This window comes from Azospirillum sp. Sh1 (assembly GCF_008365135.1).
Lineage (GTDB): Bacteria > Pseudomonadota > Alphaproteobacteria > Azospirillales > Azospirillaceae > Azospirillum > Azospirillum oryzae.
Genome location: NZ_VTTK01000001.1, coordinates 1 through 12826 on the forward strand (window position 1 = coordinate 1; position 12826 = coordinate 12826).

14 protein-coding genes are annotated in these 12826 nt (G+C 66.1%); 6 read left to right on the forward strand and 8 right to left on the reverse strand.

Features of this window, described 5'->3' with window-relative positions; all coding sequences use genetic code 11:
- Positions 1 to 354 precede the first annotated feature (354 nt).
- From recA to flgB, 8 genes are all read right to left on the reverse strand, one after another.
- The gene (gene recA / locus FZ029_RS00005; RefSeq protein WP_014247796.1) at positions 355 to 1434 is read right to left on the reverse strand and encodes a recombinase RecA; all 1080 of its coding nucleotides are present in this window, start codon (positions 1432 to 1434) and stop codon (positions 355 to 357) included.
- Positions 1435 to 1587: 153 nt separating this feature from the next.
- The gene (locus tag FZ029_RS00010; protein WP_247892069.1) at positions 1588 to 4044 is read right to left on the reverse strand and encodes an ATP-binding protein; all 2457 of its coding nucleotides are present in this window, start codon (positions 4042 to 4044) and stop codon (positions 1588 to 1590) included.
- Positions 4045 to 4250: 206 nt separating this feature from the next.
- The gene (flhB, locus tag FZ029_RS00015) at positions 4251 to 5327 is read right to left on the reverse strand and encodes a flagellar biosynthesis protein FlhB (RefSeq protein ID WP_149267522.1); all 1077 of its coding nucleotides are present in this window, start codon (positions 5325 to 5327) and stop codon (positions 4251 to 4253) included.
- Between the two features lie 13 nt (positions 5328 to 5340).
- Positions 5341 to 6111, reverse strand: a complete 771-nt coding sequence (fliR, locus tag FZ029_RS00020; RefSeq protein ID WP_149267523.1) for a flagellar biosynthetic protein FliR — start codon at positions 6109 to 6111, stop codon at positions 5341 to 5343.
- Positions 6108 to 6467, reverse strand: a complete 360-nt coding sequence (locus FZ029_RS00025) for a flagellar biosynthetic protein FliQ (RefSeq protein WP_149267524.1) — start codon at positions 6465 to 6467, stop codon at positions 6108 to 6110. The genes fliR and FZ029_RS00025 overlap by 4 nt, the downstream gene beginning before the upstream one ends.
- A gap of 42 nt (positions 6468 to 6509) precedes the next feature.
- The gene (gene fliE / locus FZ029_RS00030) at positions 6510 to 6809 is read right to left on the reverse strand and encodes a flagellar hook-basal body complex protein FliE (RefSeq protein WP_149198524.1); all 300 of its coding nucleotides are present in this window, start codon (positions 6807 to 6809) and stop codon (positions 6510 to 6512) included.
- A 52-nt stretch (positions 6810 to 6861) separates the two neighbouring features.
- Positions 6862 to 7272 carry a flagellar basal body rod protein FlgC gene (flgC, locus tag FZ029_RS00035; RefSeq protein WP_109073147.1) on the reverse strand — a complete coding sequence of 137 codons (411 nt, stop codon included), beginning with the start codon at positions 7270 to 7272 and terminating at the stop codon, positions 6862 to 6864.
- A gap of 64 nt (positions 7273 to 7336) precedes the next feature.
- Entirely contained in the window at positions 7337 to 7741 is a 405-nt protein-coding gene (flgB, locus tag FZ029_RS00040; protein ID WP_136705742.1) for a flagellar basal body rod protein FlgB, read from the reverse strand.
- A 232-nt stretch (positions 7742 to 7973) separates the two neighbouring features.
- Between flgB and FZ029_RS00045 the strand changes: the two genes are divergently transcribed.
- From FZ029_RS00045 to FZ029_RS00070, 6 genes are all read left to right on the forward strand, one after another.
- Entirely contained in the window at positions 7974 to 8348 is a 375-nt protein-coding gene (locus FZ029_RS00045) for an EscU/YscU/HrcU family type III secretion system export apparatus switch protein (RefSeq protein ID WP_149267525.1), read from the forward strand.
- Positions 8345 to 8758 carry a hypothetical protein gene (locus FZ029_RS00050; protein ID WP_149267526.1) on the forward strand — a complete coding sequence of 138 codons (414 nt, stop codon included), beginning with the start codon at positions 8345 to 8347 and terminating at the stop codon, positions 8756 to 8758. The genes FZ029_RS00045 and FZ029_RS00050 overlap by 4 nt, the downstream gene beginning before the upstream one ends.
- A gap of 21 nt (positions 8759 to 8779) precedes the next feature.
- Positions 8780 to 9118 carry a flagellar biosynthetic protein FliO gene (locus FZ029_RS00055; protein WP_149198521.1) on the forward strand — a complete coding sequence of 113 codons (339 nt, stop codon included), beginning with the start codon at positions 8780 to 8782 and terminating at the stop codon, positions 9116 to 9118.
- A complete protein-coding gene (gene fliP, locus FZ029_RS00060; protein WP_149267527.1) occupies positions 9115 to 9915 on the forward strand; it encodes a flagellar type III secretion system pore protein FliP in 801 nt (266 codons plus the stop codon). The genes FZ029_RS00055 and fliP overlap by 4 nt, the downstream gene beginning before the upstream one ends.
- Before the next feature lie 263 nt (positions 9916 to 10178).
- On the forward strand, positions 10179 to 12077 hold the full coding sequence (locus tag FZ029_RS00065; protein ID WP_149267528.1) for a potassium transporter Kup: 1899 nt from the start codon (positions 10179 to 10181) through the stop codon (positions 12075 to 12077).
- Between the two features lie 248 nt (positions 12078 to 12325).
- A complete protein-coding gene (locus FZ029_RS00070; RefSeq protein ID WP_348771125.1) occupies positions 12326 to 12781 on the forward strand; it encodes a fasciclin domain-containing protein in 456 nt (151 codons plus the stop codon).
- Positions 12782 to 12826 lie beyond the last annotated feature (45 nt).

Consider the following 12826-nt stretch of genomic DNA (forward strand, 5'->3'; position numbering starts at 1 on the left):
CGATGACCGAGCGGACCAGCGTCTCAACCGCGTGCCAGGGGGCATCGGTGGGATCGGTCGCAAACATCCAGGAAAAACACAGCCCAGCGCAATTCGTCACGCCCGACCCGTCTATCGCTTCCCTCTCATGTTAGCGCCTATGCCCCATCCCTCCCCCGCTTACCAGCGGTGGAGGGGGTAGAATGCTTGGCCGCGTAATTTAAACCGCAAAGCGGCGGCAGTCCCCTCTCCCACCGTAGGTGGGGGAGGGTTAGGGAGGGGGTATTCGCCTCCCACACCAGCCGCACCACCAAAAGCAAAAGGCCCCGCCTCCCTTTCGGAAGGCGGGGCCTTTCTTTCCACATGCGCTCGGCGTCACTCCGGAGTGGAGGCTTCGCCGTCGGCTTCCGGGGTGCCCATCATCGCATCGGCGACCAGACCGGCGTTGCCGCGGATCTTGGCCTCGATCGCGTCGGCCATCTCGGGGTTGTTGCGCAGATAGGTCTTGGCGTTCTCGCGGCCCTGGCCGATGCGGGTGCCGTCATAGCTGAACCACGCACCCGACTTGTCGACCACACCCGCCTGGATGCCGAGATCGAGCAGTTCGCCCACCTTCGACACGCCCTCGCCGTACATGATGTCGAACTCGACCACGCGGAACGGCGGGGCCATCTTGTTCTTCACCACCTTGACGCGGGTCTGGTTGCCGACGACGGTGTCGCGGTCCTTGATCGAGCCGATGCGGCGGATGTCGAGGCGGACGGAGGCATAGAACTTCAGCGCGTTGCCGCCGGTCGTCGTCTCCGGGTTGCCGAACATCACGCCGATCTTCAGGCGGATCTGGTTGATGAAGATCACCAGGCAGTTCGACTTGGAGATCGAGCCGGTCAGCTTGCGCAGAGCCTGGCTCATCAGGCGGGCGTGCAGGCCGACGTGGCTGTCGCCCATCTCGCCTTCCAGTTCGGCGCGCGGAACGAGCGCTGCCACCGAGTCGACCACCAGCACGTCGATGGCGCCGGAGCGCACCAGCGTGTCAGCGATCTCCAGAGCCTGCTCGCCGGCATCCGGCTGGGAGATCAGCAGCTCGTCGATGTTGACGCCCAGCTTGCGGGCATAGGACGGGTCGAGCGCATGCTCCGCGTCGACGAAGGCGCAGGTGCCGCCGGCCTTTTGGGCCTGGGCGATGGCGTGCAGCGCCAGCGTGGTCTTGCCCGAGCTTTCCGGCCCGTAGATTTCGACAATGCGGCCCTTAGGCAGGCCACCGATGCCCAGCGCGATATCGAGACCAAGGGAGCCGGTGGAGATGACCTCCGTCTCGACCAAGTTCTCACGGGCGCCAAGCTTCATGATCGAGCCCTTGCCGAACGCGCGTTCGATCTGGCTCAGGGCGGCATCGAGCGCCTTCTGCTTGTCCATGGAATCCTTCTCGACCAAACGAAGCTGTGCGGACGACATGCCCGGTACCCCTCTCTTAGAACACACGGTCGGCGCTCTTGCAACGAGGCTGAATGTACTCTCTTCGTTCTCGTTTGCAAGGCCTGATGTTGCCTGTGCGTTCCTATTTTCCGGGGCATGTCCGGGGGCATTCTTGCAGGCGATTTTTCGCTCTCACCGTCCGTCGCGGATGACCTCCTTCACTTTGGAGGCCAGCTGCTTCAGCGAGAATGGCTTGGGCAGGAAATGGGCGACTTCGACGCCGTCGATCTCGCCCAGCCGGTCCTCGGCATAGCCGGAGATGAAGATCACCCGCATCTCCGGGCGCAGCTTGCGGACATGGCGGGCGAGCGTCGGGCCGTCCATCTGCGGCATCACCACGTCGGTGATCAGCAGGTCGATGGAGGCGCCGTTGGTCTCGATCTGCTGCAGCGCCGCCTCGCCGTTCTTGGCCTCCAGCACCTGATAGCCCTTGTTGCGGAGCGCCCGGGCGGAGAAGACGCGCACGGCGTCCTCGTCCTCCACCAGCAGGATGGTGCCGGTGCCGGTCAGGTCGCTGCCGCGCCGCTCCCGCGGTTCGGCGGTGTCGACCGGTCGCAGTTCGCCCTGATGATGCGGCAGCAGGATGGTGAAGGTCGTCCCCTCCCCCACCGCCGAATCGACCAGCACGAAGCCGCCGGTCTGCCGGACGATGCCGTACACCGTCGACAGGCCCAGCCCGGTGCCCGACCCGACCTCCTTGGTCGTGTAGAAGGGCTCGAAGATGCGCTGCAGGTTCTCGCGCGCGATGCCGCAGCCGGTGTCGATCACCTCGATGGAGACATAGCTGCCGGACGGGATCGTCTCGTGCTCCCTCCGTTCAGGCTGGGTGACGACGTAATTGGTGGTGTTGATGATCAGCTTGCCACCGCCGGCCATGGCGTCGCGGGCATTGACCACCAGATTGATGATGACCTGCTCCAACTGGTTCTGGTCGACCTTGACCAGCCCCAGGTCGCGGCCATGGATCATCTTCAGTTCGATGTTCTCGCCGATCAGCCGGCGCAGCAGGTTCGCCAGCTCCGCCAGCACGTCCGTCACGTTGATGACGCGCGGCTGCAGGGTCTGCTGGCGCGAGAAGGCCAGCAGCTGCCGCACGAGGTTGGCGGCGCGGTTGGCGTTCTGCTTGATCTGCATGATGTCGCTGAAGGACTGGTCGCCCGGCTTGTGCCGCAGCAGCAGCAGGTCGCAGAAGCCGATCATCGCCGTCAGCAGGTTGTTGAAGTCGTGCGCCACGCCGCCGGCCAGCTGGCCGACCGCCTGCATCTTCTGCGACTGGGCGAACTGCGCCTCCAGGCTCTTGCGCTCGGTCATGTCGATGAAGTGCAGGATCAGACCCACCCCATCTCCCTTGCCGCCATCCGTGCGGCCATCGGTGCGCACCGGGTTGGCGAGGCGCCGGGCATAGAGCTGGGCGGTCAGTTCCCGCCCGCCTGACAACCGCACCTCCAGCGGGTGGGCCGGGTCGGCGCCGCCCTGCACCGATTTCAGCCGCGCCGTCACCGCCTCGCGCTCCGCCGGGACGATCAGGTCGGCCATCGGGCGGTTGATGACGCTGCCGGCCTCGCTGCCGATCAGCGCCAGGAAGGCCTCGTTGCATTCGGTCAGCTGGCCGGTTTCGTCGACCAAGGCGATGCCGATCGGCGCGTCTTCGAAGAAGCGCTGGAACCGCTGTTCGGACTGGCGCAGAGCCTCCTGCCATTCCCGTTCGGGCGACAGGTCGCGCACCACCGACCGGGTGTGGATGGTGCCGTCGTCGGCCCGCACCACGCTTTGCGCCACCGCAACCTGGAAACGCCGGCCGCGCAGCCCCACCATGGTCAACTCGCCGCGCTGCTCGCCGCCGCCATGGTCGAACAGGTCGTAGGGTGCTGCGGAGACGGGGGGCGCCGCCAGGATGCCATGCAGCCGCGATTCGCCGTCGGTCAGGTCGCCGGGCGCCGCCTCCAGCCATTGGGCCAGCGTGGCGTTGACGAACAGGAAGTGGCCGTTCTGATCGACCGAGAAGAAGCCGACCGGCGCATGCTCCATGAAGTCGGCCAGTTTGGCCTGCTCGCGCAGCATGACATGCTCAAGCTCCCACCGCGCGGTGATGTCCTCGATCCGCCAATGGACGGAGCCGGGGAAGCCGGCGACCGGCTGCCCCTGCACCTTGCGCCATTCCGGCGGGCGGTTGTCCAGCGCCGGGATCGCCAGCTCGGCCGAAGCGGCGGAACCGGCCCTCACCCGCTCGCGCAGGCGGCGGAATTCGCGGGCGCTGTCGGGGTCGCCGGAGAACTGGCGCGCCAGGGCGTCCAGCGGCCGTTCACCGCGGCGCCAACCCGCCAGTTCGCGGAAGGCGGCATTGACGAACACCACCTCGTCGGCCCCGTCGCAGACCAGCTGGCCGGCCGGCATCCCTTCCAGCGCACCGCTCAGCAGCGCGCCGATTCGCGCCGACCGCCGCACCACCGACACGCTGCGGCCGATCAGCAGCGCCACGCCCGCAGCCGCCAGCCCGGCGCCCAGCCAGCCGACCTCGTCGCGGTCCAGCAGCAGGCCGATGGCCAGCACCAGCAGACCGGCCGGCGCCAGCGCATATTGGATGAGCATCAGCACTCCGCCGGACGATGCCCGGTGGTTCGCTGCATTGCGTGCGGTGTCGGAAAGGGAAGTTGTGTCGTCCACCAATACTCCAAACCCCACACGGTCTTCCTGGGAGTTGCCCCGGACCGGATGTTACCGACCGGGCACCTCCATCGCGCCACCTGAGATGGTCGGCCGCTCCACCCGGTCCCGTCAACCGTTACGGAGCCGGATCAGTTGCGCAGCGCCCGCCCTTTGAGCTTGAAGACATAGGTAATGACTTCGGCGACCGCCCGATAGTGCTCGGACGGAACTTCTTCGTCGATATCGCAAGCGGCATAGAGCGCACGGGCGAGGGGCGGGTTTTCTATGACCGGAACATTGTTCGATTCGGCGATCTCGCGAATCTTGAAGGCGACCTGGTCGACGCCCTTCGCCAGCACCATCGGCGCGCCCATCTGGGTCGGGTCGTATTTCAGCGCGACCGCGAAGTGGGTCGGGTTGGTGACCACCACGTCGGCGTTCGGCACCGCGGCCATCATGCGCTTGCGCGCGCGCTCGAACCGCAACTGCCGGATGCGGCCCTTGACGACTGGATCGCCTTCCTGCTGCTTGTGCTCGTCCTTCACCTCCTGCTTGGTCATCTTCATCTTCTTGTCGAACTGCTGCTTCTGCCACAGGAAGTCGCCGGCAGCGATGAAGGTCAGGACCACCAGGACCCAGATCAGCAGCCGGTGGGCCAGCCCGTCCATCTGCAGCAGCAAGGTGACGATGTCGATGCCGATATAGGCCTCGATGCCGCCGAACATCGGCACGAGCGCCATGTAGGCGACGCCGCCGACCACCGCCAGCTTGACGATGCTCTTCAGCAGTTCCACCCCCTGGTTGGCCTTGAACATGTTCATCAGGCCGGGCAGCGGGTTCAGCTTGCCGAACTTCGGGGAGATCAGCTCCCAGGAGACGTGGAAACCGGTCTGCCCGATGGTCGACAGCACGCCGGCCACCACGAACAGCAGGATGGGCAGCCACAGCGCCCACATGACGTCGCGCATCACCCGGAACAGCAGCGCGCCGACACCGGCCCTGTCGAAGGTGAACTGGTCCAGATTCTCGAAATAGTAATTAAGCCGGAACACCAGCCCCTTCATGGTGCCGGGCAGGATGGAGACCAGCACCACCAGCATCGCCGCGACCATCAACCAGTTCGCGGCCTCGCGGGTCATCGCGAACTGGCCCTGTTTGTGGGCCTCGTCGAGCTTCTTGGATGTCGGGTCCTCTGTTTTGGAGGACTCGTCCGCCTCTTCCGACACCGGCGTTCCCCCTCTACAGCGGCTTCAGGAATTCGATGAAGGTCGATTCGAAGCGCGACAGCCAGAACAGCATCATCGCACCCAGCGTCAGCGCGAACATGAACAGGCCGAGCAGCACCTGGACGGACGTGAACAGCTGGAACACCTGCACCTGCGGCGCCAGCTTGTTCAGCAGCCCCAGCGCCAGCGCGAACAGCATGCCGGTGATCAGGAAGGGGGCGGCCATCTGCACCCCCAGCATGAAGCTTTTCGACACCAGCTGCCCGACCACGTTCGCCATGTCGTCGATCGGGATCGTCGCTCCCGGCGTAAAGGTGGCGTAGCTGTCGACCACCGCCATGATCAGCAGATGATGCAGGTCGGTGACGAAAATCAGAAGCAGCCCCAGCCAGCCCATCAGCGAGCCGGGCAGAGAGCCCGATGTCGCCAGCGCCGGGTTGAAGATCTGCGCGTTGGCAAGGCCGCTCTGCAGGCTGATGATGGTGCCGGCCACCTCCAGCGCGCCCATCAGCAGCCGGGCGATGGTGCCGAGGAAAATTCCCACCGTCATCTCGCCGGCCACCAGCACCATCAGTTGGAACGGATTGCCGGGCATCGGCGGCAGCATCGGCCGGATCGCCGGCGCCACCAGCGTGCTGACCGCCAGCGCGAACAGCAGGCGCATGCGGGTGGGAACGAAGGCGTCGCCGATGGTCGGCATCACGCTGAAGGCGGTGCCGACCCGCATGAAGACCAACATCCAGACGAAGATCTGTTCGCCCAGCAGTTGCTGCAGGACGTTCATTGGCCCGCCGCGGCCGCGGTTGGTGCCGGGGGCGGCGTCACGCCGGTGCCGGGCGTGAAGGGCGCGCCGCCATTGTCGGTGGCGCCGACGCCGATCGCGACGATGCGGTCGGCGACCTCATGTTCGAAAAAATCGGTCAGCTTGCCCAACATGAAGGGCATCAGCAGGATGCTGAGACCGAAGACCAGCAGCACCTTCGGCACCATGGCGAGGGTCTGCTCGCTGATCTGGGTAACCGCCTGGAAGATGGAGATGACGGTGCCGACCGCCATCATGATGACCAGAATCGGCCCGCACACCATCACCAGCGTGACGATGGACGTGCGGCAAAGCTCTATGACTTCGGTCTCGTTCATGACGGCGGGTTCAGGACGGCGGAAGGTGCGGAACGGATGCCGTCACATCGGCATGCGCAGGATTTCCTGATAGGCGTTCAGCACCTTGTCGCGCACGGCGGTGACGGTCTGCAGCGTCACCTCGGCGTTGGTCACGGCCTGGACGACGTCGTTCAGATCGGCCTTGCCGACGGCGGCCAGGGCCGACATGTCCTCGCTCTTCTTCATGGTGCCGATGCTTTCCTTGGCCGCCTGCTCCAGCACGTCACCGAAGGAGAGGCCATCGCGCGCGGCCATGCCGGGGCCGGTCGTCTTGGCGGCGGTGGTGGCGTAGGCCGCGGCGGCGTTCAGCGGATTGATCATGGCGGCGGTTCCGGTCGGTCGGGAGGTTCAGGAGCGATTGGGCGGGACGAGGTCAGGCACGCAGGATGTCGATGGTGCGGGTCAGCATCTGGCGCGCCGTGTCGATGGCCGAGAGGTTGGCTTCGTAGCTGCGCTGGGCCTCGCGCATGTCCATCGCCTCGACCACCGAATTGACGTTCGGCATCAGCACATAGCCGTCGGCGTCGGCCGACGGGTGGGAGGGATCGTAGCGGCGCTGGAAATCGCTCTTGTCCACATCGACCTTGGCGACGCGGACCTTGTCGACGTCCATCGCGCGGTCCAGCTCGTTCTTGAAGATGACCGTCTTGCGGCGATAGGGCAGATCGCCCGGCGTTTCCGCGGTGGTGTTGGCGTTCGCCAGATTCTCCGAAATGACCTTCAGGCGCGTGCCCTGCGCCTTCATGCCCGAGGCGGAAACCGCCATCGACTTGTAGAGATCCATCGCACCGCCTCCTCAAATACCCGCCGGCCGTTCCAACTCCAGGCCAAATCCCCGGCCCAAGGCCTCAGCTGCCCGAGCGGATCGCCGACTTGATCATCGCCACCTGCTTTTTGTACAGGTTGGTGATGGTCTGGTAATCCATCGAATTCTGGCTCATCCGCATCATCTGGTCTTCCAGGACGACGTTGTTGCCGTCCGGCGCCGTCTCGTACGGATCGCGCACCTTCTGTTCCTGTGCCATGCCGCCCGGTCCGCGGGATCCTGCCAGATGGGACGCGTTGGTCGCCACCGGGGTCAGCCGCCGGCTGTCGCCGAGCGCGTCGCGGAAGGTGAAGGGCTTCAGGTCGCGGCCCTTGTACTCCGGCGTGTCGGCGTTGGCGATGTTCTGCGAGATGACTTCCTGACGCTGGGTCAACCAGTCCATCTTGCGCGACATCAGTTTGAAGATGCCGAGATTTCCGAGGTCCATGGCCCTGATCCCGCCCCAATGCCGCTGGAATACCGCTGCCAATTCCGCTGAACGCCGCCCAGGACGGGCATCGCCACAGTCTCCGATGGTCACGCGTTTGCGTTAACGAAGGATGAATCTCTACCGACGCGAATTGGCCGGCCCTGCCGCCTTTACAGTTCGTTAAGCCTACCGGTCCAGGATACGGCCCAGGAAGGACCCCCTCGACGCCCCCCTCGACAAGGCCGCCCTGTTGTCCGCGCAAGCCCGCCCACCCGCCTCGCCGCCAGCCGGCAAGACGCAGTCCCCTGCCCGGGGTCCCAATGCCCGGCGGCCGGTCGCGGTTGCGCTGAAATACCATCTGGGGACCGAGACGCTGCCGCGGATCGTCGCCACCGGCAAGGGCACGGTGGCGGAGCAGATCCTGGAGGTCGCCTTCGCCAACGGCGTGAAGGTGCGCGAGGACGCCGACCTGGTCGAGATCCTGTCCGCAATCGAGGTCGACAGCGACATCCCCGTCGAAGCCATCGCCGCCGTGGCGGAAATTCTCGCTTATGTCTATCGCGCCAACGGCACGATGCCGTCGGAACCGCGCTCCGAGGACATCATGGAGGAGGACAAGCCGTGATCCGGCCGCCAACCGCTTCCCCCTCGCCCGAAAGCACCGAGTCGGCCGGCCGGATCGCGGAACAGGCGGCGGCGCTGGGTGCAACGCTCGACGACGCGCGCACGCAGGCCGGGGCCGGCGTGTTGATCGACCTTGTCGGGCTGGAGGAGCGCGTCGCCCATCTTTGCCTCGCCGCCGAAGCCTTGCCGCGGGGGGAGGCGCGGACCCTGCTCGGCCCGCTCGGCGATCTGGTCGCGGCGCTGGCGCCGCTGGCCGCCGCGCTGACCGACCAGCAGGCCCGGCGGGAGGAGACCATCGCCGCCGCGCTGGCCGGCCGCGACGATCCGCACACCGCCCGCCAGCGCGCGGCCGCCGCCTATGGCCGCTCCGGGGGGCCGGCCGCTCCGGGCCGTCCCGACGATACGCCCTGACAGAGAAAGCCTGCCGTTTCCATGGATCTCGACCAGTATATCCGTTTCCTGATGGCGCTCGTCTTCGTGGTGGCGCTCATCATGGTCGTTGCCTGGGTGATGCGCCGGGTCGGCATGGCCGGCGGCACCGTGCGCGGACGTGCCCGCCAACGCCGGCTGAGCGTGGTGGAGGCGCTGCCGGTCGACGCCAAGCGGCGCCTGATCCTGGTCCGCCGCGACGACCGCGAGCATCTGATCCTGCTGAGCGCCAACGGGGACCTGCTGGTCGACAGCGCCCCGGCCGGGGGGTTCGACACGGCGCTCGCCGGGACGGCCGACACGCCCGCGGCTTCCACGCCGGCCGGGAGCCAGCCGCGATGACGGCGGCCATACCGAGGCGACTGAGTTCCTGGTGGAAGCCGGTCTGGAAGCCGGTTTTTGCCGGACTGGCTCTGGCGCTCGTTGTGGGCGTGGTGCTGGGATTGAGCGCCGGGCCGGCGCTGGCGCAGAGCCTGACCTTCGACCTGGGCGACGCCGGCGGCACCGCCACCGGCCGCATCGTCCAGACCATCGGCCTGATCACGGTGCTGTCGCTGGCGCCGTCGATCCTCATCATGATGACCGCCTTCACCCGCATCGTCATCGTGCTGTCCTTCCTGCGCAATGCGCTGGGCGTGCAGCAGGTGCCGCCGACCACGGTGATGATGTCGCTGGCGCTGTTCCTGACCTTCTTCGTCATGGCTCCGGTGTTCGAGCGCAGCTACACCCAGGGCATCCAGCCGCTGATGAACCAGGAAATCGACGAGATGGAGGCGTTCCGCCGCACGGTGGCGCCCTTGCGCGATTTCATGCTGCATCACACCAGCGAGAAGGACCTGCGCCTGTTCATGGACATGGCCCGCCTGCAGAACGTGCAGGAGCCGAACGACATGCCGCTGCACGTCCTGGTCCCGGCCTTCATGATCTCGGAGATCAAGCGCGGGTTCGAGATCGGCTTCCTGCTGTTCCTGCCCTTCCTCATCATCGACATGGTGGTGTCGTCGATCCTGATGTCGATGGGCATGATGATGCTGCCGCCGACCATGGTCGCCATCCCGTTCAAGATCATCTTCTTCGTGCTGGTCGACGGGTGGTATCTGATCGCCGGATCGCTGGCGCGCAGCTTCGGCACTCTCTGAAATTGCGCGCATAGCGGGAAAAGCCCTGCGCACTTCGTCGCAGCCCCCGGGCTTGGCCTTCGCGGCGCAAGCCCGTGCTGGCGTTGTGCGCCGTAAGCGCGTATGAGGAAAGGCGATGTGCGTCGGTGGGATGATTGGCCGGTAAGCCGGTTCCGCCGGATGGCTCCGCCCGTTCGCCGCCGCCGAAGGAGCGACGGACCGGACCATCGCCGCCGCATCGGGCGCCATCGAACGACGGACCAACTTCGGACCGCAATCACTGCATGACTGATACCGCTTTGAAGGCCGCGCCGCCCGACTCCGGCAAGCTCGCGACGTTGACCCTGGGTGCCCTCGGGGTCGTGTATGGCGACATCGGCACCAGCCCGCTCTACACGCTGCGAGAATGCTTCGCCGGCGAACATGGCCTCGCCCTGACTCATGACAACGTCCTGGGCATCATGTCGCTGGTGTTCTGGGCGCTGGTGATGGTCGTCACCGTCAAGTATGTGGGCTTCGTCATGCGGGCCGACAACAAGGGCGAGGGCGGCATCCTCTCGCTTCTGGCGCTGGCGTCCAAGACGCGGCCGGATGCGTCGGGCAAGCTGACCATCCTGACGGCGCTCGGCCTGTTCGGCGCCTCGCTGTTCTACGGCGACGGCATGATCACCCCGGCGATGTCCGTGCTGTCCGCGGTCGAGGGGCTGGGCGTGGCGGAACCGGCGCTGGAATCGGCCGTGGTGCCGCTGACCGTCGCCATCCTGATCGCCCTGTTCGCCATCCAGAGCCATGGCACCTCGCGCGTCGGCGCGTTGTTCGGCCCGATCATGCTGGCGTGGTTCTCCACGCTCGGCATCCTCGGGCTGCTGGAGGTGATCCGGCAGCCGAGCGTGCTGGTCGCCTTCAATCCGTACTATGCCATCGCCTTCTTCGCCGAACACGGCATGGTCGGTTTCCTTGTGCTGGGCGCCGTGGTGCTGGCGGTGACCGGCGGCGAGGCGCTCTATGCCGACATGGGCCATTTCGGCCGTCGCCCGATCCAGGTGGCTTGGCTGGCCGTGGTGCTGCCGGGCCTGCTGCTGAACTATCTGGGCCAGTGCGCGCTTCTGCTGAACGACCCGACGGCGGTGCGCAGCCCCTTCTACCTGCTGGCGCCGGAATGGGGGCTCTATCCGCTGATCGGCCTGTCCACCGCCGCCACCGTCATCGCCAGCCAGGCGGTGATCTCCGGCGTCTTCTCGCTGACCCGGCAGGCGGTGCAACTGGGCCTCTGTCCGCGCCTCGACATCCGCCACACCTCCAACGAGGAGGAGGGGCAGATCTACATTCCCCGCGCCAACTGGGGCCTGCTGGCCGCGGTGCTGGGACTGGTGCTGGTCTTCCAATCCTCCAGCCGTCTCGCCGCCGCCTATGGCATCGCGGTGACCGGCGACATGATCATCACCACCACCCTGTTCCTGGTGGTGGCGCGGCGGCGCTGGAACTGGAGCCTGCCGCTCTGCTTCGCCGTCGGTGCGACCTTCCTGACGGTGGAGGTTTCCTTCTTCGCCGCCAACGCGGTGAAGATTCCCCATGGCGGCTGGGTGCCGCTGGTGATCGCTTGCGTCACTCTGGGGCTGATGTCCACTTGGCGCCGCGGCCGGGCCGTGCTGACCAAACGGCTGGCCGAGGAGTCGCTGCCGCTGGACGCCTTCATCCAGCGTCAGGCGAAGAAGGGCGACATCCAGCGGGTGAAGGGCACGGCGGTCTTCATGACCTCCAGCTCCAACACCGTGCCGATCGCCCTGCTGCACAACCTGAAGCACAATCAGGTCCTGCACGAACGCGTCGTCTTCGTCACCGTGGTGGTGGAGGATGTGCCGCGAGTCCCCGCCAAGGACCGCGTGGTGGTGGAGGGGCTGGCCGACGGCTTCTACCGCATCACCGTGCGCTACGGCTTCTCGCAGGAGCCGAACATCCCCAAGGCGCTGAGGTTGTGCAAGGCCTTCGGGCTGGAGTTCGACGTGATGGCGACCTCCTTCTTCCTGGGCCGGGAGACGCTGATCCCGCAGATGAACTCCCAGATGGCTCTGTGGCGGGAGAAGCTGTTCGTGGTGATGTCCCGCACTTCGGTCAGCGCCACCGACTTCTTCAAGCTGCCGCCCAACCGTGTGGTGGAGCTGGGAACGCAGGTACAGCTCTAGCCGGCGGGAGGAGGCGTCCTCACCACCAAAGAATTACCTCTTTCACGCAAACAAAAATCAGCATCACGCACAGAAGCTGCTGTGATCTGACTGGAAGCCTCCCCCGTAACGGTGATGTGTCCGCGGGAAGCGGACCTTCACCGATAAGAGGGAATGCTATGAAGAAGGTTGCCACCGTGGCGATCGCCACCCTTCTTTTTGCCGGTTGCGCCAACGCGGCCATGGAAAAGATGGTCGGCGGCGCGCCGATGTACCCCAGCAAGACCATCGTGGAGAATGCGTCCCAGTCCAAGGACCACACCACCCTCGTCGCCGCCGTGAAGGCCGCCGGGCTGGTCGACACGCTGAACGGCAAGGGTCCCTTCACCGTCTTCGCACCCACCAACGAGGCCTTCGCCGCCCTGCCCGCCGGCACCGTCGACACCCTGCTGAAGCCGGAGAACAAGGCTCAGCTGACCAAGGTGCTGACCTACCACGTCGTTCCCGGCAAGCTGGACGCCAGGGACATCGTGGCGGACATCAAGAAGGGCAACGGCAAGGCCATGCTGAAGACGGTGGAAGGCATGCCGCTGACCTTCACCCAGTCCGGCGACGCCGTGATGGTCGCCGACGCCTCCGGCACCATGGCTCGTGTCACAATCGCCGACGTCGAGCAGTCCAACGGCGTCGTCCATGTCATCGACAAGGTTCTGCTGCCGAAGTAACGGCCAACGGCCAACGGCGCGGAGCGGGCGGCGGGGCGCAGCTAT